Below are 26,035 nucleotides of genomic sequence, written 5' to 3' on the forward strand. Positions count from 1 at the left end.
GGTTCCAGGGACGAGGGAGAGGGCGGGCGCTCGTTTGCGCCGGCCCGACATGAACGTGTTTCGGGCGCGGGATGCCGTGCCCGCCGGGACGCATCTGAGGGGGCAACCCGCATGATCGAGGCGCTGGCCTTCTATCTCTTCTCCGGAATCGCCGTGGCCGCGGGCCTGATGGTGATCGCGGCGCGCAACCCCGTGCACTCGGTGCTGTTCCTGATCCTCGCCTTCTTCAACTCGGCGGGGCTCTTCGTCCTCCTGGGGGCGGAGTTCCTGGCGATGATCCTGGTCGTCGTCTATGTCGGCGCGGTCGCGGTGCTGTTCCTGTTCGTCGTGATGATGCTCGACGTCGACTTCGCGCGGCTGCGCCAGGGCTTCCTGAACTATCTGCCCATCGGCGCGACCATCGGCCTGATCCTGCTGATCGAGATCCTGCTTGTGGTGGGCGGCTGGGCCATCGCGCCGGAGGCGGTGGGCCAGGCGGCCGCGCCCATCCCGGATCCGTCGCAGATCACCAACACGCACGCGCTCGGCCTCGTGCTCTACACGCGCTACGCCTACTTCTTCCAGGCCGCGGGCGTGATCCTGCTGATCGCGATGATCGGGGCGATCGTGCTGACGCTGCGCCACCGCGAGGGGGTGCGCCGGCAGAACATCTCGGTGCAGGTCCTGCGCCGCCGGGAAGAGGCGGTCGAGCTGAAGAACATCAAGCCCGGCCAGGGGATCTGAGGGGGACTATCGGATGGAAATCGGACTGGGCCACTATCTGACGGTCGCCGGGATCCTGTTCACGCTGGGCATCTTCGGCATCTTCCTGAACCGGAAGAACGTGATCGTCATCCTGATGTCGATCGAGCTGATGCTGCTGGCGGTGAACATCAACCTCGTGGCCTTCTCGGCCTTCCTGAACGATCTCGTCGGGCAGGTGTTCGCGCTGTTCGTGCTGACGGTCGCAGCCGCCGAGGCAGCGATCGGGCTTGCGATCCTCGTCACCTATTTCCGCAACCGCGGCACGATCGCCGTGGCCGACATCAATCTGATGAAGGGCTGAGGCGGGCATGTACTCTCTCATCGTATTCCTGCCGCTCGTCGGGGCCATCGTCGCGGGGCTGTTCGGCCGGCTGATCGGCGACCGTGCGGCCATGGGCGTGACCACAGGCGGCGTGATCGTCTCCGCGGTGCTTTCGGCCGTCGCCTTCTTCACGGTGCCGGGGGGCGAGACGCAGATCGTGCCCGTCCTGCCCTGGATCGCGTCGGGCGAGTTCGTGGTGGACTGGAGCCTGCGGATCGACACGTTGACGGCGGTCATGCTGATCGTGGTCAACGGGGTCTCGGCGCTCGTCCACGTCTACTCCATCGGCTACATGAGCCACGACCCCCACCGGGCACGGTTCTTCGCCTATCTGTCGCTCTTCACCTTCGCCATGCTGATGCTGGTGACGGCGAACAATCTGCTGCAGATGTTCTTCGGCTGGGAGGGCGTGGGCCTCGCGTCCTACCTGCTGATCGGTTTCTGGTACACGCGGCCCTCGGCCAACGCGGCCGCCATGAAGGCCTTCATCGTCAACCGGGTCGGCGACTTCGGCTACGCGCTCGGCATCATGGCGATCTTCTTCATGTTCGGGTCGATCGAGTTCGACGCGATCTTCGCTGCCGCTCCAGACATGGCGGATGCGACCTTCACCTTCCTGTGGATGGAGGTGCACGCGCTCACCGCGATCTGCGTGCTGCTGTTCATCGGCGCGATGGGCAAGTCGGCGCAGCTTTTCCTGCACACCTGGCTGCCGGACGCGATGGAGGGCCCGACGCCCGTCTCCGCGCTGATCCATGCCGCGACCATGGTGACCGCGGGCGTGTTCCTCGTCTGCCGCATGTCGCCGCTGTTCGAGATGGCGCCCTACGCGCTGGCGATGGTCGCCTTCATCGGGGCGACGACGGCGTTCTTCGCGGCGACCATCGGCCTCGTGCAGAACGACATCAAGCGGGTGATCGCCTATTCGACCTGCTCGCAGCTCGGCTACATGTTCTTCGCCGCGGGCGTTGGCGCCTACCAGGCGGCGATGTTCCACCTGTTCACGCACGCCTTCTTCAAGGCGTTGCTGTTCCTGTGCGCGGGCTCGGTGATCCACGCCCTGCACGACGAGCAGGACATGCGCCGGATGGGCGGCATGCGGAAGGTCATTCCGCACACTTTCTGGCTGATGGTGATCGGCACGGTGGCGCTGACGGGTATCGGTATTCCGGGCACGCCCATCGGCCTTTCGGGCTTCTTCTCGAAGGACATGATCGTCGAGGTGGCGTACGCGAGCGAGAACGCCTTCGCCAACTATGCCTTCTGGCTGGGGGTGATCGGCGCGGGCTTCACGTCCTTCTATTCGTGGCGCCTGATTTTCATGACCTTCTTCGGGGAGTACCGGGGCGACCCGCACGCCATGGAGAAGGCGCACGAAAGTCCGGCCGTCATGCTTGTGCCGCTCTACATCCTTGCGGTCGGCTCGGTCCTGGCGGGCGGGCTGTTCTGGGGCCGCTTCGTCGGCGTTGAGGAGCAGGTGCACCACTTCTGGAACGCGGCGATCGCGGGCGGGCTGGAGGTGCTGGAGGCAGCGCACCACGTGCCCTTCTGGGTGAAGGCCGCGCCGTTCGTGGCGACGATGATCGGGCTCGCGCTCTCCTGGCAGTTCTATATCCGCAAGCCGGAGATCCCGGTGCGCCTCGCGCGCGAGCAGGACATTCTCTACCGCTTCCTGCTCAACAAGTGGTACTTCGACGAGATCTATGACGCGCTGATCGTGCGCCCGGCGCTCTGCCTCGGCCGGCTGCTCTGGAAGGGCGGCGACGGGCGGATCATCGACGGGACGATCGACGGTATCTCGATGCGGATCGTGCCCTACATCACCGGCCGCGCGGTCCGGCTGCAATCGGGTTACGTCTACCACTACGCCTTCGCCATGCTGATCGGGGTTGCCGTGCTCGTCAGCTTCTTCCTCATGACCTCGGGAGGCCACTGATGGGCATGGGGCTTCTGACCCTCACCACGTTCCTGCCGCTGCTGGGGGCGCTGATAATCCTCCTGATCCGCTCCAATGACCCGGAGCAGGAGCGGCGGAACATCCGCAACATGGCGTTGTGGACGACGGTGGCGACCTTCATCGCCTCGCTGTTCGTGTGGCGGGCGTTCGATCCGGCCAACCCGGGCTTCCAGCTTGTCGAGGAGAGCGCCTGGCTGGGCGAGACGATCCGCTACAAGATGGGCGTGGACGGCATCTCGATCCTGTTCGTGCTGCTGACGACCTTCCTCATGCCGCTGTGCATCCTGGCCAGCTGGGAGGTGAAGAAGCGCGTCAAGGAATACATGATCGCCTTCCTCGTGCTGGAGACGCTGATGCTCGGCGTGTTCTGCGCGCTGGACCTCATGCTGTTCTACCTGTTCTTCGAGGGCGGCCTCATCCCGATGTTCCTCATCATCGGCATCTGGGGCGGCGCGCGGCGCATCTACGCGAGCTTCAAGTTCTTTCTCTACACGCTGCTCGGCTCCGTCCTGATGCTGGTCGCGCTGATCGCGATGTACTGGGACGCAGGGACGACCGACATCCCGACGCTGATGGCGCACGGCTTCGATCCGCGCTGGCAGGTCTGGCTGTGGCTGGCGTTCTTCGCGTCCTTCGCGGTGAAGATGCCGATGTGGCCGGTGCACACCTGGCTTCCCGACGCGCACGTCGAGGCGCCGACCGCGGGCTCGGTCATCCTGGCGGCGATCCTGCTTAAGATGGGCGGCTACGGCTTCCTGCGCTTCTCGATCCCTATGTTCCCCGTTGCGACGGAGATGTTCGCGCCGATGGTCTTCGCGCTGTCGGTAGTGGCGATCGTCTACACCTCGCTGGTGGCGATCGTGCAGCAGGACATGAAGAAGCTGATCGCCTATTCCTCGGTCGCGCACATGGGCTACGTGACCATGGGTCTGTTTGCGCTGAACGTGCAGGGCCTGCAGGGCGGCATCTTCCAGATGATCAGCCACGGCATCGTGTCGGGCGCGCTGTTCCTCTGCGTGGGCGTCGTCTACGACCGGATGCACACGCGCGAGATCTCGGCCTATGGCGGCCTCGTGCAGCGGATGCCGGTCTATGCGGCCGTGTTCATGCTGTTCACGATGGCCAATGTCGGCCTGCCGGGGACGAGCGGTTTCGTGGGTGAGTTCCTGACGCTGCTGGGCGTCTTCCAGGTCAACACCTGGGTTGCGGCGCTCGCGGCCACCGGCGTGATCCTTTCGGCGGGCTATGCGCTGTGGCTCTACCGGCAGGTGGTGTTCGGCGCGCTGACCAAGGACACGCTGAAGGCCATCACCGACATGAACGGGCGGGAGGTGCTGACCTTCGCCCCGCTGGTGGCGCTCACCATCCTGTTCGGCGTCTACCCGATGCCGGTGCTCGATGCGTGTGCGGCCGCCGTCGACCAGCTTGTCGCCAATTACGAGCAGGCGATCACCGCCTATCACGCCGGCGCCGGCGGGCAGTCGCTCGCCGCGCTCGTGCTGCGCTGAGGGGGAGGAGTACCCATGGATCCCGCGACCTTCGTCTTCGCGCTGCCCGAGATCGTGCTGGCGCTGGGCGCGATGGCGCTGCTGATGGTCGGCACCTTCCGGGGGGAGGGGTCGGCGCGCTTCGTCGGCATCCTGGCCGTGGCGCTGGTAATCGTGGCGCTGGTGATCACCCTGTCGCTGCAGGGCACCGCCAGCGTGTTCGACGGCGCCTTCACGGTCGACGGCTTCACCCGTTTCGTGAAGGCGCTGATCCTGATCGGCGTCATCGGCTCCATCGTGATGATGCTGGGCGAGATGCAGTCGGACAGCGGCCTCAACCGGTTCGAGATGCCGGTGCTGCTGGTTCTGGCCACGCTCGGCATGTGCATGATGGTGTCGGCGGGCGACCTGATCGCGATCTACCTCGGTCTCGAACTGCAAAGTCTGGCGCTCTACGTGATCGCGGCGCTGAAGCGCGATAGCGCGCGGGCGAGCGAGGCGGGCCTGAAGTACTTCGTCCTCGGCGCGCTGTCGTCCGGCATGCTGCTCTATGGCATGACGCTGATCTACGGCTTTACCGGCACCGTCTCGTTCGAGGGGATCGCTGCGCACGTGGCGGCGAACGGGTCTGGCCTCGGCCTGCTGGTGGGCCTCGTGTTCCTCACCGCGGGTCTTGCCTTCAAGGTTTCCGCCGTGCCCTTCCACATGTGGACGCCGGACGTCTACGAGGGGGCGCCGACCCCGGTCACCGCCTTCCTGGCGGCGGCCCCCAAGGTTGCGGCGCTCGCGCTCTTCGTGCGCGCGGTGATCGAGCCGTTTGCCGAGATCACGGGTGACTGGCGGCAGATCCTGAGCTTCCTTGCCGTTGCCTCCATGCTGCTCGGCTCCTTCGCGGCGATCGGCCAGACGAGCCTTAAGCGCCTGATGGCCTATTCCTCGATCGGCCACATGGGCTTCGCGCTGGTCGGCCTCGCGGCGGGCACGGTGGCGGGCGTGCAGGGCGTGCTGATCTACGCGACGATCTATCTCGCCATGACGCTCGGCACCTTCGCGGTGCTGCTGGCCATGCGCCGTCCGGAAGGCCCGGTCGACACCATCGCCGACCTCGCGGGTCTCGCCCGCACCCGCCCCCTGATGGCGCTTGCGCTCGGCATCCTTATGTTCTCGCTGGCGGGTATCCCGCCGCTCGCGGGCTTCTTTGCGAAGTTCTACGTCTTTGCGGCGGCGGTGGAGCAGGGGCTCTACGCGCTCGCCATTGTCGGCGTGCTGTCGAGCGTGGTGGGCGCCTTCTACTACCTGCGCATCGTCAAGGTGATGTACTTCGACGAGCCTGCCCCGGCGTTCGAGCCGACGAAGGGCGAGCTTGGCTTCATCATGACGGTTGCGGCGGCCTTCGTGACCTTGTTCATCGTGATGCCGGGGCCGCTGGTCCGCACGGCGGAGGCCGCGGCCAAGGTCCTCTTCCCCTGAGCGGGGCGGGGCTGGCTTCCAGCGCCGCGTCTCCGCTCTCTGCGGCGGAGGTGGCGGCGAGCCTGCCCGGCCGGCTTGCCGACGGGACGCCCGTCCGGGCGTTCGCGGAGGTCGACAGCACGATGCGCCTGGCGCGTGAGGCCTTCGCCGCGGGCGAAACCGGCCCCCTGTGGATCGTTGGCGCGATCCAGACCGCGGGGCGGGGCCGCGCGGGCCGCGCGTGGTCGAGCGAGGCGGGCAACTTCGCGGGAACCCTGCTGCTCACCCTCGACGCCGCGCCTGCGCTTCTCGGCACGCTCAGCCTCGTGGTTGCCGTGGCGGTCGCCGAGACGCTGGAAGAGGCAGGTGTGCCCGGCCTCTCGCTCAAATGGCCGAACGACGTGCTCGCGGGCGGCGCCAAGATCGCGGGCATCCTGATCGAGACTGCGGGGGCGGGGGGCCCAGCCGGCGCGACGCGGGCCGCCATCGGCATTGGCATCAACCTCGCCCATCACCCTGAAGGCATCGCATATCCGGTTACCGATGCGGCGTCGGAGACGGGCCGCGCGCCCGCGGTGGCGGACGTTCTGGCGGCGCTGTCTGCCCGGCTGCGCGCCCGCATTGCGGAGTGGGAGCATGAAGGCTTCGCCCCCGCCCGCGCGCGCTGGCTCGCGCTCGGGCCGCAGGCCGGTGCGATGCTGACCGGCAGCGGTCCGGCGGGTCCCGTGACGGGCAGCTATGACGGGCTCGACCCCGACGGCGCCTTGCGTCTCGCCACGCCATCGGGGATCGTCCGCATCACGGCCGGGGACGTGATCCCGGCCCAAGAAACCTGAGGGATAGGGCAATGCTCCTCGCCATCGACGCCGGCAATACCAACACGCTCTTCGCCATCCACGACGGGACCGCGTGGCGGGCGCAGTGGCGCACCTCGACCTCGACGATCCGGACGGCGGACGAATACATCATCTGGCTGACGCAGCTGATGGCGCTGAAGGGGCTGAAGCCCGCCGACATCAACCGCTGCGTGATCTCGACCGTGGTGCCGCAGTCGCTCTTTCACCTGCGCAATCTCTCTCGGCGCTATTTCGGCATCGACCCGCTTGTGGTGGGCGACGACCAGGACGTGGACCTCGGCATCGGGGTCAACATAGACAACCCGAAGGAGGCGGGCGCCGACCGTCTCGTCAACGCCATCGGCGGCCACGTCGCCTACCCGGGCGCGCTGCTCATCATCGACTCCGGCACGGCGACGACCTTCGACGTGATCTCCTCAGCGGGCGATTTCGAGGGGGGCGTCATCGCGCCCGGCATCAATTTGTCGCTGATCGCCTTGCACAATGCGGCGGCGAAGCTTCCGCGCATCGAGATCCGCCGCCCCGCGCACGCCATCGGCCGCAACACGGTCGAGGCGATGCAGTCCGGCGTGTTCTGGGGTTATATCGCGCTCATCGAGGGGATGTGCGCGCGCATCCAGTTGGAATATCCCGAGAAGCTGACCGTGGTTGCGACGGGCGGCGTCGCCTCGCTCTTCGAAGGCGCGACGAACGCCATCCATCACTTCGACCACGACCTTACCATCCGCGGGCTGCTGGAGATCCACGCCCGCAACGCCCATGTCGCCGACGACCGCCGCAAGCGCTTCAAGGCAGACTAGAGAGGTTCCGTGAGCAAGAAGGACAGGCTCGTCTTCGTTCCGCTGGGCGGGTCGGGTGAGATCGGCATGAACCTCAACCTCTACGGCTTCGGGCCGGAGGGGGATGAGACCTGGATCGTCGTCGACTGCGGCGTGACCTTCGCGGGCGACGGGGAGGCTCCGGGCATCGACCTGATCTTCGCCGACCATGCCTTCATCGCGCAGCGGCGCGACCGGCTTGCCGCGATCATCCTGACCCACGCGCACGAGGATCACGTGGGCGCCATCGCCCACATGTGGCCCGACCTGCGCGCACCGGTCTACGCGACCCGCTTCACGGCGCTGATGGCGCGGGAGAAGCTCGCGGAGAAAGGGCTGAACGGGCAGGTCGAGATCCACGAGGTGCCGCTCGGCGGAACCGTGAAGGCCGGGCCTTTCTCCGTCGAGTACATCTCGATCACCCATTCGATCCTCGAACCCAACGCGCTCGCGATCCGCACGCCGCTCGGGACTGTGATGCACACCGGCGACTGGAAGATCGACCCCGACCCGCTGGTGGGCGGCGCGACCGACGTCGACCGGCTGCGCCAGGTGGGCGCCGAGGGTGTGCGCGCCATCGTCTGCGATTCCACGAACGCGCTGAGCCCCGGCCGCTCGGGGTCCGAGGCCGCCGTCCGCCGCGGCCTGATCGAGGAGATAGGAAAGCACAAGGGCCGCGTCGCGGTCACCACCTTCGCCTCCAACGCCGCGCGGATGCAGACCATCTTCGAGGCCGCCGCCGCCAACGACCGCACCGTCGTCGTCGCCGGCCGCTCGATCCACCGGATGCTGCGGATCGCGAAGGATTCGGGCTACCTCCAGAACGTGCCCGACCCGGTGGACGAGCAGGATGCGGGCTACATCCCGCGCGAGAACACGCTGATCCTGTGCACCGGCAGCCAGGGAGAGGCGCGCTCGGCCCTGTGGCGCATCGCGACCGGCCAGCACTCCGACATCAGGCTGGAGCTGGGCGATACCGCCATCTTCTCCTCCAAGGTGATCCCCGGGAACGAGAAGTCGATCTTCCGCCTCTACAACACGCTCGCCCGTCTCGGCGTGACCATCGTGACGGAGAAGCAGGCGCCGATCCACGTCTCCGGCCACCCGTGCCGGGACGAGCTGAAGGACATGTACGGCTGGATCCGGCCGGAGATCGCCGTGCCCGTCCATGGCGAGGCGCTGCACATGATCGAGCACGCAAAGCTCGCCCGCGATATGGGGGTGCCCGTGACCGTCGTGCCGCACAACGGCATCGTGATCGAGCTTGCGCCCGCAGAGGGCAAGGTGGTGGGGGAGGTGACCGCAGGCCGCCTCTATGTCGACGGCAATGTGCTGACCGATGCCGAGACCGGGCCCGCGAGCATCCGCCGCCGCATGGGCTTCGCGGGCGCGATGAGCGTCGTGGTGGTGCTGGGGCGCAACGGGTCGCGCCGGGCCGAGCCCGCGGTCGCCCTCCACGGCGTGCCGGAGCTGTTCGACCGGCACGAGGGCGGCGTCGTTCCCCTCATCGAGGCGGAGGTTGCCCGCGCCATCGACCGCATGGATGCCGACGACCGCATGTCGGACGATCGCGTGGTCGAGGTCGCGCGCCAGGCTGCGCGCCGTCCGTTCCGCATCGACTGGGGCAAGAAGCCCATGACGGAGGTGCGCGTCATCCGCCTTGGCTCTTGATCGCGCGGGCAAAGGCGCGTATCGCTTCGCCCGTGATGAGCAACGCGCACACCATCTTCATTTGCCCGATCATTTGCCGCTGAGCGACCCAGCCCGCGGCTCGACCCTCCTTTCCTGACCGAAAGACCGGACGGACCCCGCGGGCGCCAGGCCCCCCGACGGGACCTTTTGCTTCGCGGTGCAGGAACGAGGGACGAGACATGGCCGAGGCGAACGCGCCGGTTCTGACGCTCTACAACACCGCGACCCGGCGGAAGGAGCCGTTCCAGCCGATCGACCCCGGCAACGTGCGCATGTATGTCTGCGGGCCGACGGTTTACGACTACGCCCACATCGGCAACGCGCGCCCCGTCGTCGTGTTCGACGTGCTCTACCGCCTGCTACGCCACCTTTATGGCGAGGGCCGCGTCACCTATGCCCGCAACATCACCGACGTCGACGACAAGATCATCGACCGGGCGAGGCGCGACGGCGTTGGCATCGACACCCTCACGAAGACGACCGCGAAGCAGTTCCAGGAAAACATGGCGGCACTCGGCTGCCTGCCCCCCACGCTGGAGCCGCGTGCGACCGACCATATCGGCGGGATGATCGCGATGATCGAGGCGCTCATCGCCAACGGCCACGCCTATGAAGCGCAAGGTCACGTGCTCTTCGACGTGCCGTCCTGGCCCGCCTATGGGCGTCTCGCCAACCGCACGCTCGACGAGATGATCGAGGGCGCGCGGGTTGAGGTCGCGCCCTACAAGAAGGACCCGATGGACTTCGTGCTCTGGAAGCCCGCGAAGGAGGGCGAGCCGGGGTGGGAGAGCCCGTGGGGGCGAGGCCGTCCCGGCTGGCATATCGAATGTTCCGCCATGAGCAAGGCGCACCTCGGCGACTGCTTCGACATTCACGGCGGCGGCGTCGACCTCGTCTTCCCGCACCACCAGAACGAGGTCGCGCAGAGCGTCTGCGCCCACGGCGGCTGCGATCACCTGCCGGACGGGCGGCAGGACTTCGCGCAGGTCTGGATGCACAACGGCTTCCTGCAGGTCGAGGGGCAGAAGATGTCGAAATCCCTCGGCAACTTCCTGATCGTCAACGAGCTGCTGAAGGAGTGGGCGGGGCCTGTCCTGCGCCTCAACATGCTGATGACCCACTACCGCCAGCCGCTCGACTGGACCGAGCGGCGGTGCCTTGAGGCGCGCCGCCGTCTCGCGGGTTGGCTCGGACCACATGGGAGCCGCGGCGTGCCGGAAAAGGGCGGCGTCAGCGCGGACGTTATCGCCGCACTGGCCGACGACCTCAACACCAGCGAAGCCTTCATGGCCGTCGACGCGCTGGCCGAGCGTGCCCGGTCGGCTACCGACCCTGGCAATGCGGCGAACGATCTGGCCGCGACCCTCGTCTGGCTCGGGCTGGCGGACGCACAGGAAGATTTCGCGGTGTCGCGCGCCGACAGCGACGACCTTCGCAAGGAGATCATGGCCAATCTTGCGGGCGTGAACCGCTCCGAGATCGAAGAGACCGTGAACCACCGTTTGGCCCTCATCGCCGAGAAGAACTGGGCCGAGGCCGACCGCATCCGCGACGAGCTTGCCGCCCAGGGCATCCAGCTGAAAGACGCCAAGGACCCGGAGACCGGCGCCCGCGTGACCACATGGGAGGTCAAGCGGTGACCGCCATCAGGCCCACGCCCCGTAATCCTTCCCAGGGAGCGCGCCCATGACCCGCGAGCGCATCTATCTCTTCGACACCACGCTGCGCGACGGCGCACAGACGCAAGGGGTCGACTTCTCCGTCACCGACAAGCGGCTGATCGCGGAGGCGCTCGACGGGCTGGGCATCGATTACATCGAGGGCGGCTGGCCCGGCGCGAACCCGACCGACACGGCCTTCTTCGGCGAGCCGCCCGCGCTGCGCACCGCAAGGCTCACCGCGTTCGGCATGACGAAGCGGGCAGGCCGCTCCGTCCAGAACGACCCGGGCCTTGCCGCCGTGCTCGATGCGAAGACCCCTGCCGTCTGCCTCGTCGGCAAGACGTGGGACTACCAGGTCGACGTGGCGCTCGGCGTACCGCGCGAGGACAATCTCCGCGCGATCTACGACAGCATCGCCGAGGTTGCGCGCCGGGGGGCCGAACCCCTGTTCGATGCCGAGCATTTCTTCGACGGCTGGAAGGCGAACCGCGATTACGCGCTCTCCTGCCTCGTCGAGGCGCTGGAGGCCGGTGCGCGCTGGATCGTGCTGTGCGACACCAACGGCGGCACCGTGCCGGGCGAGGTGTTCGAGATCGTGTCGGAGGTCGCAAAGACCATCCCCGGCGACCGGCTCGGCATCCATGCCCACAACGACACCGAGAACGCGGTGGCGAACTCGCTCGCCGCCATCGAGGCGGGCGTGCGCCAGGTCCAGGGCACGCTCAACGGGCTGGGGGAGCGATGCGGCAACGCGAACCTCTGCTCGCTCATCCCGAACCTGATGCTGAAGGACCGCTATGCGAAGCGCTTCGAGACGGGCATCGGCGAGGACGCGCTCGCCCGCCTCACCTCCGTGTCGCGCCTGCTGGACGAGATCCTGAACCGCCACCCGAACCGCCATCTGCCCTACGTCGGCGGCTCCGCCTTCGCGCACAAGGGCGGCCTGCACGTCTCCGCCGTGCTGAAGGCGCCGGAGACCTATGAGCACGTGAAGCCCGAAAGCGTCGGCAACCGGCGCATCATCCCGGTCTCCGACCAGTCCGGCCGGTCGAACATCGTCTCGCGCCTGCGCGATGCCGGGATCGAGGTGCGCGCCGACGACGACCGCATCGGCCGCCTGCTGGAGATCGTGAAGGAGCGGGAGTTCCAGGGCTATGCCTACGACGCGGCGGAGGCCTCGTTCGAGCTTCTGGCCCGGCGCACGCTCGGCCAGTTGCCGGCCTTCTTCTGTGTCGACGGCTTCCGCGTGCTGGTAGAGCGCCGCTTCAACGCGGTGGGCGAACTTGTGACCGTTTCCGAGGCGGTCGTGAAGGTCCGTGTCGACGACGAGGTGCTGATGTCGGTGGGCGAGGGGAACGGCCCCGTCAACGCGCTTGACCAGGCGCTGCGCAAGGACCTCGGCCGCTACTCGCAATTCATCGAGGACCTGACGCTCGAGGACTACAAGGTCCGCATCCTGACCAGCGGCACCGAGGCTGTGACCCGCGTGCTGATCGAGAGCCGCGACGCCAAGGGCCGCCGCTGGGGCACGGTCGGGGTCTCTCCGAACATCGTCGATGCCTCCTTCCAGGCCTTGTCCGACGCCATCGTCTACAAGCTGCTGCGCGAGGGCGCGCCCGCATCCGGTGCGGCCGTTGCGCCGAAGGGCGGATCGGCCTCCTGGGCAGGCGGCTGTTGAGCGCGCAGCCCGAAAGCGGGCCGGCCCCGGTGCGGCCAACGCGCGAGGATCCGGGCGGGCTGGCGGCCGCTTTCGGGGCCTATGCGCTCTGGGGCGTGCTGCCGGTGCTGTGGAAGGAATACGATTTCCTCCCCGCCATCGACACGGTGGCGCACCGGGTCATCTGGTGCCTTCTTCTGCTGCTCGCGATTCTCCCCTTCCGGGGCACGTTCGGAAATTTCCTCGCCGGCCTGCGCGACCCGCGCCGGATGGCGGTGCTCACGGTCACGGCGGCGGTCATCGGGCTCAACTGGACGGTCTTCATCTGGGCCGTCGGTGAAGGCCATATTCTCGAGGCCTCGCTCGGCTATTTCCTCAACCCGCTGTTCAGCGTGCTGCTGGGCTTCCTGCTGCTGGGGGAGAAGCTGACCCGCCTGCAATGGCTCGCGATCCTCATGGCCGCCGCGGCGGTGGCGAACCAGATCGTCGCGGTCGGCGCCTTTCCCTGGGTCGCGCTGGGCGTGGCGGGCAGCTTCGGTCTCTACGGCTATCTGCGGAAGATCACCCCCGTGGGGCCCGCGGTTGGCCTCGCGACCGAGAGCCTGATCGGCCTGCCGGTCGCGGTGGGCTGGCTCCTGCTCTTCGGCGCGCGGGAGGCGGGGAGCGATGTGCTCGCGGGTTTCGACAGCGGCTGGCACGTCTTCCTGCTGCTGATGACCGGCCCTGCGACGGCCGCGCCCCTGCTGCTGTTTGCGACCGCGGCCCGGCGCATCCGGCTTGCGACGGTGGGCATCCTCCAGTACGTCGCGCCGAGCATCATGTTCGCCCTCGCCGTCTTCCTCTACGGGGAGCCGCTGGACGCGGGCAAGCTCGCGACCTTCGCGCTGATCTGGGCCGCGCTTGCCCTCTACACCTGGGAGATGCTGCGCCCGCGCGGACCCGTGCCTATTCCTCCGACAGGCCCAGCCGGCGGCTGAGCGCGGAGAGGTCCGGCAGAAGCTCGTAGAACTCGTGCACGTCCGGCTTCAGGAAGCCCGCCTCGGTCATGTGGCAGAACAGGTCGATCAGCGGCCGCCAGAAGCCCTCGTGGTCGACCAGGAAGACGGGCTTCTCGTGCCGCCCCAACTGCCGCCAGGTCAGCATCTCGACCGTTTCGTCCAGCGTGCCGATGCCGCCCGGCAGCACCACGAAGCCGTCCGACATGTCGAACATCATGCGCTTGCGGGTGTGCATGTCGTCGACGACGTGCAACTCGGTCAGGTCCTCAAGTGCCACTTCGCGCGCGCGCAGGAACTCCGGGATGATGCCGACCGCCTCGCCCCCGGCGTCGAGCGCGGCGCGCGCCGCCGCCCCCATCAGCCCGACATTGCCCCCGCCGTAGACCAGCCGGATGCCGTTCGCGCCCAGCAGACGGCCCGTCGCCTCCGCCAGCCTCACATAGGCGTGATGTGTCCCGGGGCTCGATCCGCAGTAGACACACAGGGAAGCGAAGGGAGGGGCCATGCTCTGCAAACTCCTGACATGCGGTGTCGTCTTCGCCGCCATCATAGCGTCTTCCGGTGCCGTCCGGGCAGGCGAAGCGGACGTGGTCGACGCCCGCGTAACGCGCGATGGCGACGGACGCTACCGATTCCTTGCGACGGTTGAGCACACCGACGCGGGCTGGGACCATTACGCCGACCTGTGGGAGGTCCGCGCCCCCGGCGGGACGGTGCTGGGCTCCCGCACGCTCCTGCACCCGCACGTCGACGAGCAGCCCTTCACCCGGTCGCTCTCGGGCGTGGTGATTCCCGAAGGCGTGCAAATGGTCGAAATTCACGCGCGTGACAGCGTTCACGGCTTCGGCGGGGCGGTCTTCACGCTCGAAATCCCCCGCTGAGCGCCGGTTTCGGCACAAAACGGTCACGAATCTTATCCCCGCTCGGCCAAGCTGATACATACTCTGCGCACAAGACGCAGGGGTGCAGGGAGGCGGGGCCTGGATGAGCCGTTCTTCGCGATCGTCCGCAGGCATCATCGTGGCGATTGTCGCGTTCGTTGTGGCGCTTGCCGCCATCGTGTTCGCGACGTGGCGCTATGCGCCGGACCGGGAGGCGTCTCGGCAGCCGGAGACGGCGTCCACGCCGTCCGCGAGCGCTTCCGTCGAGCCGCGCCCCGAACAACGCTCGGAAACCGCGCCCCGATCCGCACTTTCGCAGGACGCTCCGGCCAAGGACGCTCCGTCCCGGGACGAGGCCGCCCCGCGGGAGGAGCCCTCCGCGCAGGACAATGCGGCCACCGGGACGTCCGCGACGGGTGAGCGGCAGTCGGACGGGGAGGGTGACCGCACCCGCCTCGACGTGACCGAAACGCAGGAGGAGACGCCGGGCGCGCCCGCCCTCGACATCGTGCGGGTCGAGCCTGACGGTGCCGCCGTCATCGCAGGCCGTACCCGGCCGCGCGCCGAGGTGGAGATCGTCGCCGACGGGGAGGTGATCGGCCGCACCCAGGCCGATGCGGGCGGCAGCTTCGCGGCCTTCGTCGAGGTGCCGATGAAGCGGGAGGGCACCGGCGTCGGCGTCCGCGCCCGCGACGGCGAGGAGACGCTGGAGGGCCGCCAGCAGATCACCGTCACCCCGCCACCGTCCCGGGAGCGGCAGCAAGCAGGCGCGGGTGAGGGCGGTCCTGGCGGGGCCTCCTCCCAAGGCGGCACCGGATCGCAGGAAACCGCCAGCCTCCAGCCGCGCCCGCAGCAGCAGCGCCAGCCCCTCGTCACCGTCACCACGCCGGGCGAGGGGACGGAGGTGCGCCAGGGGCCGCCCACTCTCGGTCCCGTCAGCGTCGCGGTCGGCGGGCCGGCGGGGCTCTCCACGGTCGACTACGACGAGCAAGGGGGCTTGCGCCTCTCCGGCACCGGCACGCCGGGGGCGGAGATCGCCGTTTCGATCGGCAAGGTGGCCCTCGGCGAGACGCAGGTGGAGGAGGACAGCCGCTGGGCGCTCACGCCGAAGATCGACGTGCCGCCCGGCCGGTATATGTTGAGGATCAGCGAGCGCGTTCCGGGCACCGACCGCGTGATCGACCGGGAGTTTCCGTTCGAGCGGGCAGCCCCCGAAGACGTCGTCGTCCGCGAGGGCAGCGTCGTCGTTCAGCCGGGCAACAGCCTGTGGCGCATCGCCCGTCATGTTTATGGACAAGGGATCCAGTACACCGTGATCTACGAGGCGAACGCCGACCAGATCCGCGACCCGGACCTCATTTTCCCGGGCCAGATCTTCAAGGTGCCCGACGCGCGCGGGGACCGCTGACCCTCCATGTCTCCGCGTAACCGCCCGCCCGCGCCCCCTGATGCCCGGCGCGCCGCCCACATGGGCGTCGTGCGCGACGTGCTGCCCTATCTCTGGCCGAAGGACGATCCCGGCCTGCGGGCCCGCGTCGTCCTCTCGCTCGTCTCGCTTGCGCTCGCCAAGGCGCTGACCGTCGTCGTGCCCTATTTCTACAAGGGCGCGGTCGACGCCCTGGACACCGGCACCGGCACCGCGCTCGGCATCGCGGCCGCACCCGTGTTCATGATCCTTGCCTACGCGGTCGCGCGCATCCTCAACCAGGCCTTCGCCCAGGCGCGCGATGCGATCTTCGCGCGCGTCGGCCAGCGCGCCTTGCGCCGTCTCGCGCTGCGCACATTCCGCCATGTGCACAGCCTCTCGCTCCGCTTTCACCTGACGCGGCGGACGGGCGGGCTCTCCCGCATCATCGAGCGCGGCACCAAGGGCGTCGATTTCCTGCTGCGCTTCATGCTCTTCTCGGTCATCCCGACGCTGATCGAGATCGGCCTGGTGGTCGCGGTCTTCTGGGTGCATTTCGGCGGTCTCTACGCCGTCGTCCTGCTGGTGACCGTCGCGCTCTACGTCGTCTTCACCTATGTGGTGAACGAGTGGCGGGCCCGCTTCCGCCGCCAGCTCAACGAGACCGATACCGACGCCAACACCAAGGCGGTCGACAGCCTGCTGAACTACGAGACGGTCAAGTATTTCGGCAACGAGGAGAGGGAGGCCGCGCGCTACGACCGCGCCATGGCTGGCTACGAGGAAGCTGCCGTGCGCACCCAGATGTCGCTCGCGGCCCTCAACCTCGGCCAGGGCGCGATCATCGCGGTGGGCCTCGCGATCATCATGCTGATGGTCGCCTCGGGCGTTCAGGAGGGGCGTTTCACCATCGGCGACTTCGTGCTCGCCAACACCTTCCTCATCCAGCTCTACATGCCGCTCAATTTCCTCGGCACCGTGTTCCGGGAGATCAAGCAGTCGTTGATCGACATGGAGACGATGTTCACGCTCCTGGGCGAGCCGGTGGAGGTCGTCGACCGTCCGGACGCGCGCACCTTCACCCCCGGTCCGGGCGAGGTGCGGTTCGAGGGCGTCTCGTTCGCCTACGATCCCGACCGTCCGATCCTGAAGGACGTCAGCTTCACCATCCCCGCGGGCCGCACGGTCGCCCTCGTCGGCCCCTCGGGCGGCGGCAAGTCGACCATCGCGCGGCTGCTCTTCCGCTTCTACGACACGGGCGCGGGGTGCATCGCGATCGACGGGCAGGACATACGCGAGGTGACGCAGGCAAGCCTGCGCGCGGGTCTCGGCGTCGTGCCGCAGGACACCGTCCTCTTCAACGACACGATAGGCTACAACATCCGCTACGGCCGCCTCGACGCCACCGATGCGGAGGTCGAGGCAGCCGCCGCCCAGGCCCAGATCCACGACTTCGTGAGCCGCCTGCCCAAGGGGTACGCGACCGAGGTGGGGGAGCGGGGCCTGAAGCTCTCCGGCGGCGAGAAGCAGCGCGTCGCCATCGCCCGCACCATCCTCAAGGATCCCTGCGTGCTCATCCTCGACGAGGCGACGTCCGCCCTCGACGTCGATACGGAGCGGGAGATCCAGTCTGCGCTGGGTGCCGTGTCGCGCGGGCGCACGACGCTCGTCATCGCGCACCGTCTCTCCACCGTTGTCGATGCCGACGAGATCCTCGTCATCGCCGATGGCCGGATCGAGGAGCGGGGCACCCACGCAGCCCTCCTGGCGCGCAAGGGCCGCTACGCCGCCATGTGGTCGCGCCAGCGCGCGGCGGCCGAGGCGCGCGCCGTCCTCGCCGAGGCGGGGGAGGGGAGCCGGTCGCACCCCGCCGCCCTTGATGACCCGGCCTGATCCCAGCGGGTGCGGCGGCGTGCGCCGGTCGCCCGCCGCTTGCATCCCGCTGCGCACCGTGCGAAAGCGATCCTTGCCATGGATGTGTTGAAAGCCATCGTCTTCCCGCTCGACCGTGAGGGGCCGCGCTTCGTCGGCATCTTCGCCGTCATCGCGCTCGCGCTCTTCTTCGTGTGGGAGGGGCTGGGCCTTCTCGGCCTCGTGCTCACCGTCTGGTGCTACTATTTCTTCCGCGATCCGGTGCGCATCGTGCCGCAGGGCGAGGGGCTGGTCGTCTCGCCCGCCGACGGCAAGGTCTCGCTGATCGTGCCGGCCGTGCCGCCGGCGGAACTTGGCCTGGGCGACGCCCCGCGCACCCGCGTGTCGGTCTTCATGAACGTCTTCAACTGCCATGTGAACCGCGTCCCCTGCGCGGGCGAGGTGGGCGCCATCGTCTACACGCCCGGCAAGTTCCTGAACGCGGAACTCGACAAGGCGTCGGAGTTCAACGAGCGCAATGCGCTCGCCCTGCACCTGCCGGGCGGGCAAAGCCTTGCCGTGGTTCAGATCGCGGGCCTCGTCGCCCGGCGCATCCGCTGCGACGCGCGCACCGGCGACCGCTTCGGGACCGGCGACCGCTTCGGCATCATCCGTTTCGGCAGCCGTCTCGACGTCTACCTGCCCGAGGGGGTGGAACCGCTCGTCGCCGTAGGCCAGACCGCGGTCGCGGGCGAGACCGTGATCGCCGACCTGACGGGCGCGCAACTTCCCCGCGCGGGTCTCTCGAAATGACGGGTCTCTCGAAATGACCGGGCTCGGCGGGCCTCGTCTGCGCGGCCGGTTGTCGTTGCGCTCACTTGCGCCCAACATCCTGACCGTGCTCGGCCTCGCAGCGGGCCTCTCCTCGATCCGCCTCGGTCACGAGGGCCGGTTCGAGGCGGCGGCCACCATGATCGTGCTGGCCGCGATCTTCGACGGCCTCGACGGGCGTGTGGCGCGCTGGCTCAAGGGCACCAGCAAGTTCGGTGCGGAACTCGACAGCCTCGCCGATTTCGTGAGCTTCGGCGTGGCGCCCGGTGTGGTCATCTACGCCTGGACGCTGGGCGACCTGGGCGGGATCGGCTGGATCGTCGCGCTGGCCTATGCGATCTGCTGCGCGCTACGCCTTGCCCGCTTCAACGTGATGAGCGCGGAGGGCACCAAGCCGCCGTGGGCCAATGACTTCTTCGTCGGCGTGCCGGCGCCCGCGGGTGCGGCGCTGGCGTTGTTGCCGATGTTCCTCTCGCATTTCGGCCTCGACTGGATCCGCGAGGCGCCGGCGGCGATCGCCGTCTACATGGGGGGTGTGGCGGCGCTGATGGTCAGCCGTGTGCCCACTTGGTCCTTCAAGCGCATGGCCTTTCCGCGCGACCAGGCCGTGCTGATTCTCCTCGTGGTCGGCCTGTTCGGCGCCGTGCTCGTCATCTATCCCTGGGCGACGCTCTCCATGCTCGGAATCGCCTACCTGGCGAGCATCCCGATCAGCTGGCGCGCGTTCCGGGAGCGTTGGCACACCGGCCCGCCGGAACCGCCGACGGATCTGCGCTAGGCCGCTCGTTCCGCCGCAGCATTTGCATGGCGTGCGTGCGCGTCGTAACCTTTGCGACGACAGGATGACATGAGCGTCGGGCGCGCCGTCCCGGAGAGGTCCGGTGCGCGGACGGGAACAGGGCAGAACTGGTGGATCGCACGGGTGCGACCCCGCGGGATGCTGCGAACGGCGGTGTCGCGGCGGGAGAGCCGTACGGCAAGCGGAAAGGGCGCGGGCAGGGCCGCCGCGGGCGGTGGGAACATGTGTTCGCCGCGCTCGATCTCGGTACCAACAATTGCCGTCTGCTGGTCGCCCGGCCGGAGGGCGAGACCTTCCGCGTCATCGACGCCTTCTCGCGCATCGTCCGGTTGGGGGAGGGGCTGGCCGCCACGGGCCGCCTGTCGGAGGCCGCGATGGACCGCGCGGTCGAGGCGCTGGCGATCTGCGCCGACAAGATGGCCCGCCAGGGCGTGACCCGTGGCCGCGCGATCGCTACGGAGGCGTGCAGGCTAGCGGGTAACGGACCCGACTTCGCCGACCGTGTCCGCCGCGAGACGGGGCTCGAGCTGGACATCATCACCAATGCGGAGGAGGCGCGCCTCGCCGTCACCGGCTGTGCGGCGCTGCTCGACCGCGCGTGCGAACGCGCGCTGGTGTTCGACATCGGCGGCGGCTCCACGGAACTCATCTGGCTCGACCTCGCGGGGCGGCGCACGCCGGACGGGCGCGAGCCGCGCTTCTGGCAGCCGCGTATTCTCGACTGGGTGTCGCTGCCCTGCGGCGTCGTCACCCTGTCTGAACAGTTCGGCGGCATCGACGTGTCGCCCGACGGCTATGTTTCGATGGTCGGTCATGTGAGTGCGCTGCTCGAGCCGTTCCGGCAGCGCTGCGCCGAGATGGAGGGCGGGGAGGACCGGCAGATGCATCTGCTGGGCACCTCCGGCACCGTGACGACGCTTGCCGGCATGCACCTGCGCCTGCCGCGCTACCAGCGCCACCGGGTCGACGGGCTGTGGATGTCGGATGCGGACCTCGCGCGGGTCACTGGCCGCCTCGTCAAGCTTCCGCCCGCGCTGCGCGTGGCGGAGCCTTGTATCGGAGAGGATCGTGCCGATCTCGTGATCGCGGGTTGCGCGATCCTCGATGCGCTGCGAGAAGCATGGCCCGCACCGCGCCTGCGCGTGGCTGACCGGGGCTTGCGCGAAGGCATGTTGTACGCCCTCATGCGCAAGGCCGACCGGGAGGGTGGGCGCCGGCGGTCCCGCCGGGGCCGTTCGCGCCGCAGGGGCGGCAAGGGCGGGGGCATCCCCCCCTCGGACGCTTGAGAACGGAACACGAGAGATCATCATGGCCAAGGCGCCGGACAGCCGCCCTCTGAAGGTGCGGGTGAAGACCGCGCGGAAGCGCTCGAACTCCTCGACGCGCTGGCTGCAGCGGCAGTTGAACGATCCGTATGTGCAGGCGGCGCAGCGCGCGGGCCTGCGCTCGCGCGCGGCCTTCAAGCTCATGGAGATCGACGACAAGTACCGCATCCTGAAGCCCGGCCAGGTCGTCGTCGACCTCGGCGCGGCCCCTGGCGGCTGGCTGCAGGTCGCGGTGGAGCGGGTGAAGGCGCTCGAAGGCCGCGGCCGCGTCGTCGGCATCGACCTTCTGGAGATCGAGCCCGTGCCGGGCGCCGACGCCATCGTCTTCGACTTCATGGCCGAGGGGGCGGAGGAAAAGCTGAAGGAGATGATGGGCGGACCAGCCGACGTCGTGCTCTCCGACATGGCGGCGTCGGCGACCGGGCACCGCCAGACCGACCATATGCGCATCATGGCGCTGTGCGAGGCGGCGCACACCTTCGCGGCAGATGTGCTGCGCCCGGGCGGCGCCTTCCTCGCCAAGGTGCTGAAGGGCGGGACGGAGAACGAATTGCTCGCCCGGCTGAAGCGCGATTTCGCCGTCGTCCGGCATGTGAAGCCCGCCGCCTCGCGCAAGGATTCAGCCGAGGCCTATGTGCTCGCCACCGGCTTTCGCGGGGGTGCTGGCAGCGATGCGGAAGACGCGGGCGAAGGACGCTAGGAATCTCCCGCAAGGGGTGTTAGTAGGCACCGCCAACATCCGACACCGGCACCCGTGCCGCCCGCGCCCCTCCGGGGACCGCGGACCCATCCGGAGATTGGCCCATGCGCGAAGCCCTCACCTTCGATGACGTCCTGCTCGTTCCCGCGGCGTCAGACATCCTGCCGACCAAGGTCGACACGCGCACCCGCGTGACGCAAACCATCGAGCTTGGCATCCCCCTCATCTCGTCGGCGATGGACACGGTGACCGAGGCGCCCATGGCCATCGCCATGGCGCAGGCCGGCGGGATCGGCGTTCTCCACCGCAACCTCACCATCGAGGAGCAGGCCGCCCAGGTCCGCCAGGTCAAGCGGTTCGAGAGCGGCATGGTCGTCAACCCCATCACCATCGGCCCGGACGAGCCGCTGGCCCACGCGCTCGCCCTGATGGACCGGCACGGCATCTCCGGCATCCCGGTCGTGGAGCCGGGCACGGAGAAGCTCGTCGGCATCCTCACCAACCGCGATGTGCGTTTCGCCTCCAACCCGCAGCAGCCCGTGCGCGAGCTGATGACGAAGGAGCGGCTGATCACCATCTCCGGCGACGTCAACATGGCGGAGGCCAAGCGCCTCCTGCACGCCAACCGGATCGAGAAGCTGCTGGTCGTGGACGACACCTACCGCTGCGTCGGCCTCGTGACGGTGAAGGACATCGAGAAGGCGCGCCTCTACCCGAACGCCAGCAAGGACGCGCAGGGCCGCCTGCGGGTCGCCGCGGCGACCAGCGTGGGCGACGAGGGCGTCGCGCGGACCGAGGCCCTGATCGACGCGGGCGTCGACCTCGTCGTCGTGGACACTGCGCACGGCCACTCCATGCGCGTGCTGGAGACGGTGCAGCGGGTCAAGAAGCTCTCCAACGCGGTGCAGGTCGCCGCCGGCAACGTCGCCACCGCCGACGGCGCGAAGGCGCTGATCGACGCCGGCGCGGACGCGGTCAAGGTCGGCATCGGCCCGGGTTCGATCTGCACCACGCGCGTCGTCGCGGGCGTCGGCGTGCCGCAGCTCACCGCCATCATGGACGCCGTTTCCGTCGCGCGCGACGCGAACATCCCCGTGATCGCCGACGGCGGCATCAAGTTCTCGGGCGACCTTGCCAAGGCCATCGCGGCGGGCGCGCATTGCGCCATGGTCGGCTCGCTGCTCGCAGGCACCGACGAGGCGCCGGGCGAGGTCATTCTCTACCAGGGCCGCTCCTACAAGGCCTATCGTGGCATGGGCTCGGTCGGCGCGATGGCGCGCGGCTCCGCCGACCGCTATTTCCAGGCGGAGGTGAAGGACACGCTCAAGCTCGTGCCCGAAGGGATCGAGGGGCGCGTGCCATACAAGGGCCCGGCGGGCGGCGTCCTGCACCAGCTCGTCGGCGGCCTGCGCGCGGCGATGGGCTACACGGGCTGCGCCACCATCGAGGATCTGCATGCCAACGCGCAATTCGTGAAGATGAGCGGCGCGGGCTACCGCGAGAGCCACGTCCACGACGTCGCGATCACGGCCGAGGCGCCCAACTACCGCGTCGAGAGCTGATCGCCCGCATGCGCCCGGGCGCCCATCTTTCCGCCGCCATCGAGGTGTTGGCGGACATCGCCGGTCACCGCCGCCCCGCGGCGGACGCCCTGCGCGACTGGGCGCGGACGCACCGCTTCGCGGGCTCGGGCGACCGGGCGGCCATCGGCACGCTGGTGCACGACGTGCTGCGCCGCCGCGCCTCCATCGCCGCACACATGGGAAGCGACCACCCGCGCGCCCTTGTCCTCGGCGCGTTGCACATGGTCTGGGGACTTTCCCCGGCCGAGGTGGCGCGGCTCGCGGAAGACGGCCCGCACGCGCCCGGCGCACTGGGCGAGGACGAGATGGCGCGGCTCTCAGCGCCGCCCGGTCCCGTGTCCGATCCTGACGCGGCGGATGTGCCCGCGTGGTGCTGGCCGCATTTCGCCCGCGTCTTCGGTCCCCGTGGGGTCGAGGTGGGCGCCGCGCTCGCCGCCCGCGCGCCCGTCGACCTGCGCGTCAACACGCTGAAGGCCACCCGCGAGAAGGTGCTCAAGGCGCTCTCCCGCTTCGGCGCGGTCGAAACCCCGCTGTCGCCGCTTGGCGTGCGCATCGCGCACCCGGCCCGCGGCGGCCGGCCGCCCGCGGTGGAGGCCGAGGCCGCGCACGGCAAGGGCTGGTTCGAGGTGCAGGACGAGGGCTCGCAGCTTGCCGCTGCCCTGACCGACGCGCGGCCCGGAATGCAGGTGCTCGACCTCTGCGCGGGCGCAGGCGGCAAGACGCTCGCGCTCGCCGCCGCTATGGAGAACACCGGCCAGCTCTTCGCTTATGACGCCGACGCCCGTCGCCTGCGCCCGATCTGGGAGCGGCTGAAGCGCGCGGGCGTGCGCAATGTCCAGGTGCTCGACGCCCACGACGCAGAGGCGCTGTCGGCGCTCGAGGGCCGCATGGACCGTGTTCTGGTGGACGCGCCCTGCACGGGCTCGGGCGTCTGGCGCAGGAAGCCCGACGCGAAGTGGCGCATGTCGCCTGACGCGCTCACCCGCCGCATGGCGGAGCAGGACGCGGTCTTCGACTCCGCGGCGCCGCTCGTCAAGCCCGGCGGCCGCCTCGTCTACGTCACCTGCTCGCTCTTCGCGGAGGAGGGGGAGGACCGGGTCGCCGCCTTCCGCGCCCGTCATTCGGCGTTCGCGCCCGTGTCCGCCGCGGGCGTCTGGGCGGCCGCGTTCGGCACGCCGGCGCCCGAGGGCATCGCGGAGGTCGCGCGCCTCGATCCCGCCGCGCACGGCACCGACGGTTTCTTCATTGCCATTCTCGAACGGACAGCCTAGAGCCAGCCCCATGACCGACACCGTTCTTATCCTCGATTTCGGCAGCCAGGTGACGCAGCTCATCGCCCGGCGCGTCCGCGAAGCCGGCGTCTACAGCGAGGTCGTGCCCTTCGACAAGGGAGCCGACGCCCTGAAGCGCCTGAAGCCCAAGGCCGTGATCCTGTCGGGCGGGCCTGCCTCCGTTACCGTCGACACGACGCCCCGCGCCCCGCGCGAGGTGTTCGAGGCGGGCATCCCCGTTCTCGGCATCTGTTACGGCGAGCAGACGATGGTCGCCCAGCTCGGCGGCGTCGTGGAAGGCGGCCACCATCGGGAGTTCGGCCGCGCCGACATCGAGGTTGTGGATCATTGCCCGCTGTTCGACGGCGTGCTCCTGCCCGGCGACAGCGAACCGGTGTGGATGAGCCACGGCGACCGCGTCGTCTCGCTGCCGGAGGGGTTCAAGGCCGTCGCCACCTCGCGCGGGGCGCCCTTCGCCGCCATCGCGGACGAGGCGCGGCACTTCTACGGCGTGCAGTTTCACCCGGAGGTGACGCACACCCCGCGCGGCAAGGACATTCTCTGGAACTTCGTGCACCGCATCGCGGGCTGCTCCGGCGACTGGACCATGTCCGCCTTCCGCGAGGCGGCCATCGCTCGCGTGCAGGAGCAGGTGGGCGAGGGGCGCGTCATCTGCGGCCTTTCGGGCGGCGTCGATTCCTCCGTCGTCGCGGTCCTGCTGCACGAGGCGATCGGCGACCAGCTGACCTGCGTTTTCGTCGATACGGGCCTCATGCGCGCGGGCGAGGCGGACGAGGTCGTGAGCCTGTTCCGCGACCATTACAACATCCCGCTCGTTCACGTGGACGCGGGCCCGCTGTTCCTCGGCAAGCTCGACGGCGTGTCGGACCCGGAGACCAAACGCAAGATCATCGGTGCGACCTTCATCGACGTGTTCGAGGCGGAGGCGAAGAAGATCGGCGGCGCGGACTTCCTGGCGCAAGGTACCCTCTACCCGGACGTGATCGAGAGCGTGTCGTTCTCCGGCGGCCCCTCCGTCACGATCAAGTCGCACCACAATGTGGGCGGCCTGCCGGAGCGGATGAACATGAAGCTCGTGGAGCCGCTGCGGGAGCTTTTCAAGGACGAGGTTCGCGCGCTCGGCCGCGCGCTGGGCCTGCCCGACGCCTTCGTCGGTCGTCATCCCTTCCCGGGACCCGGTCTCGCGATCCGCGTGCCGGGCGAGATCACGCCGGAAAAGGTAGACATCCTGCGCAAGGCCGACCGCATCTATCTGGAGGAAATCCGCGCCGCGGGCCTCTATGACGAGATCTGGCAGGCCTTCGCCGTGCTGCTGCCCGTGCGCACCGTGGGCGTGATGGGCGACGAGCGGACCTACGACTATGTCTGCGCGCTTCGCGCCGTCACCTCGACCGACGGCATGACGGCGGACTATTTCCCCTTCAGCCACGATTTCCTTGGCCGTACCGCGACCCGGATCATCAACGAGGTGAAGGGCATCAACCGCGTCGTCTACGACGTGACCTCCAAGCCTCCCGGCACGATCGAGTGGGAATAGGGCGAGTGGGAATAGGGCGAGTGGGAATAGGGCGAGTGGGAATAGGGCGAGTGGGAATAGGGCGAGTGGGAAGGGCCTAGACCCCCAGCGATACCGGGCGCCGGGCCCATGGCTCAGGCTCCCGTTCCGTCTCCCGGTCCACCTGCCCATTCAGGAAACGGCAACGTCCGGCGTGCGATGCTCGCGCGA

The 26,035-nt window shown here is 68.9% G+C and carries 22 protein-coding genes; 21 read left to right on the forward strand and 1 reads right to left on the reverse strand.

What is annotated here, in order from left to right:
• Positions 1-111 precede the first annotated feature (111 nt).
• From NJQ99_RS04210 to rarD, 11 genes are all read left to right on the forward strand, one after another.
• Positions 112-723 (forward strand): NADH-quinone oxidoreductase subunit J, encoded by a 612-nt coding sequence (locus NJQ99_RS04210; protein ID WP_269331540.1) that lies wholly within the window; start codon positions 112-114, stop codon positions 721-723.
• Between the two features lie 13 nt (positions 724-736).
• Positions 737-1,045, forward strand: coding sequence for an NADH-quinone oxidoreductase subunit NuoK (nuoK, locus tag NJQ99_RS04215; protein WP_269331541.1), 309 nt, complete (start codon positions 737-739; stop codon positions 1,043-1,045).
• Between the two features lie 7 nt (positions 1,046-1,052).
• Positions 1,053-3,002, forward strand: coding sequence for an NADH-quinone oxidoreductase subunit L (gene nuoL / locus NJQ99_RS04220; RefSeq protein WP_269331542.1), 1,950 nt, complete (start codon positions 1,053-1,055; stop codon positions 3,000-3,002).
• On the forward strand, positions 3,002-4,531 hold the full coding sequence (locus NJQ99_RS04225; RefSeq protein WP_269331543.1) for an NADH-quinone oxidoreductase subunit M: 1,530 nt from the start codon (positions 3,002-3,004) through the stop codon (positions 4,529-4,531). Before nuoL ends, NJQ99_RS04225 begins: the two co-directional genes overlap by 1 nt.
• A gap of 15 nt (positions 4,532-4,546) precedes the next feature.
• A complete protein-coding gene (nuoN, locus tag NJQ99_RS04230; RefSeq protein ID WP_269331544.1) occupies positions 4,547-5,980 on the forward strand; it encodes an NADH-quinone oxidoreductase subunit NuoN in 1,434 nt (477 codons plus the stop codon).
• A gap of 50 nt (positions 5,981-6,030) precedes the next feature.
• Positions 6,031-6,795: a biotin--[acetyl-CoA-carboxylase] ligase gene (locus tag NJQ99_RS04235; protein ID WP_269331545.1), complete on the forward strand. Its 765-nt coding sequence runs from the start codon at positions 6,031-6,033 to the stop codon at positions 6,793-6,795.
• An 11-nt stretch (positions 6,796-6,806) separates the two neighbouring features.
• Positions 6,807-7,616 carry a type III pantothenate kinase gene (locus NJQ99_RS04240; RefSeq protein ID WP_269331546.1) on the forward strand — a complete coding sequence of 270 codons (810 nt, stop codon included), beginning with the start codon at positions 6,807-6,809 and terminating at the stop codon, positions 7,614-7,616.
• Between the two features lie 9 nt (positions 7,617-7,625).
• Positions 7,626-9,305, forward strand: a complete 1,680-nt coding sequence (locus tag NJQ99_RS04245) for a ribonuclease J (protein WP_269331547.1) — start codon at positions 7,626-7,628, stop codon at positions 9,303-9,305.
• Between the two features lie 200 nt (positions 9,306-9,505).
• The gene (gene cysS / locus NJQ99_RS04250) at positions 9,506-10,966 is read left to right on the forward strand and encodes a cysteine--tRNA ligase (RefSeq protein WP_269331548.1); all 1,461 of its coding nucleotides are present in this window, start codon (positions 9,506-9,508) and stop codon (positions 10,964-10,966) included.
• 46 nt (positions 10,967-11,012) lie between these two features.
• Positions 11,013-12,665 carry a citramalate synthase gene (cimA, locus tag NJQ99_RS04255; RefSeq protein WP_269331549.1) on the forward strand — a complete coding sequence of 551 codons (1,653 nt, stop codon included), beginning with the start codon at positions 11,013-11,015 and terminating at the stop codon, positions 12,663-12,665.
• Positions 12,662-13,621: an EamA family transporter RarD gene (gene rarD / locus NJQ99_RS04260; protein ID WP_269331550.1), complete on the forward strand. Its 960-nt coding sequence runs from the start codon at positions 12,662-12,664 to the stop codon at positions 13,619-13,621. The genes cimA and rarD overlap by 4 nt, the downstream gene beginning before the upstream one ends.
• Here rarD and NJQ99_RS04265 read toward each other — a convergent pair.
• Positions 13,590-14,147, reverse strand: a complete 558-nt coding sequence (locus NJQ99_RS04265; RefSeq protein ID WP_269331551.1) for an LOG family protein — start codon at positions 14,145-14,147, stop codon at positions 13,590-13,592. The two genes, rarD and NJQ99_RS04265, sit on opposite strands and share 32 nt — an antisense overlap.
• On the opposite strand from NJQ99_RS04265, the gene NJQ99_RS04270 reads away from it, so the two are divergent.
• From NJQ99_RS04270 to guaA, 10 genes are all read left to right on the forward strand, one after another.
• Positions 14,146-14,523, forward strand: coding sequence for a hypothetical protein (locus tag NJQ99_RS04270; RefSeq protein ID WP_269331552.1), 378 nt, complete (start codon positions 14,146-14,148; stop codon positions 14,521-14,523). The genes NJQ99_RS04265 and NJQ99_RS04270 overlap by 2 nt on opposite strands.
• A 103-nt stretch (positions 14,524-14,626) precedes the next feature.
• Entirely contained in the window at positions 14,627-15,931 is a 1,305-nt protein-coding gene (locus NJQ99_RS04275; RefSeq protein WP_269331553.1) for a LysM peptidoglycan-binding domain-containing protein, read from the forward strand.
• A 6-nt stretch (positions 15,932-15,937) separates the two neighbouring features.
• Positions 15,938-17,821 (forward strand): ABCB family ABC transporter ATP-binding protein/permease, encoded by a 1,884-nt coding sequence (locus NJQ99_RS04280; RefSeq protein ID WP_331283250.1) that lies wholly within the window; start codon positions 15,938-15,940, stop codon positions 17,819-17,821.
• Positions 17,822-17,860: 39 nt separating this feature from the next.
• Positions 17,861-18,592: a phosphatidylserine decarboxylase gene (locus tag NJQ99_RS04285; protein WP_269331554.1), complete on the forward strand. Its 732-nt coding sequence runs from the start codon at positions 17,861-17,863 to the stop codon at positions 18,590-18,592.
• A 13-nt stretch (positions 18,593-18,605) separates the two neighbouring features.
• The gene (pssA, locus tag NJQ99_RS04290; RefSeq protein ID WP_269331555.1) at positions 18,606-19,388 is read left to right on the forward strand and encodes a CDP-diacylglycerol--serine O-phosphatidyltransferase; all 783 of its coding nucleotides are present in this window, start codon (positions 18,606-18,608) and stop codon (positions 19,386-19,388) included.
• Between the two features lie 131 nt (positions 19,389-19,519).
• Positions 19,520-20,695: a Ppx/GppA phosphatase family protein gene (locus NJQ99_RS04295; protein ID WP_269331556.1), complete on the forward strand. Its 1,176-nt coding sequence runs from the start codon at positions 19,520-19,522 to the stop codon at positions 20,693-20,695.
• Positions 20,696-20,717: 22 nt separating this feature from the next.
• On the forward strand, positions 20,718-21,434 hold the full coding sequence (locus NJQ99_RS04300; RefSeq protein ID WP_269331557.1) for an RlmE family RNA methyltransferase: 717 nt from the start codon (positions 20,718-20,720) through the stop codon (positions 21,432-21,434).
• A 104-nt stretch (positions 21,435-21,538) separates the two neighbouring features.
• The gene (gene guaB / locus NJQ99_RS04305) at positions 21,539-22,996 is read left to right on the forward strand and encodes an IMP dehydrogenase (RefSeq protein ID WP_269331558.1); all 1,458 of its coding nucleotides are present in this window, start codon (positions 21,539-21,541) and stop codon (positions 22,994-22,996) included.
• 8 nt (positions 22,997-23,004) lie between these two features.
• Entirely contained in the window at positions 23,005-24,288 is a 1,284-nt protein-coding gene (locus NJQ99_RS04310; RefSeq protein ID WP_269331559.1) for an RsmB/NOP family class I SAM-dependent RNA methyltransferase, read from the forward strand.
• A 10-nt stretch (positions 24,289-24,298) separates the two neighbouring features.
• Complete coding sequence (gene guaA, locus NJQ99_RS04315; RefSeq protein ID WP_269331560.1) at positions 24,299-25,846, forward strand: glutamine-hydrolyzing GMP synthase; 1,548 nt, start codon at positions 24,299-24,301, stop codon at positions 25,844-25,846.
• Positions 25,847-26,035 lie beyond the last annotated feature (189 nt).

The organism is Futiania mangrovi (genome assembly GCF_024158125.1).
GTDB classification, from domain to species: Bacteria; Pseudomonadota; Alphaproteobacteria; order Futianiales; family Futianiaceae; genus Futiania; species Futiania mangrovi.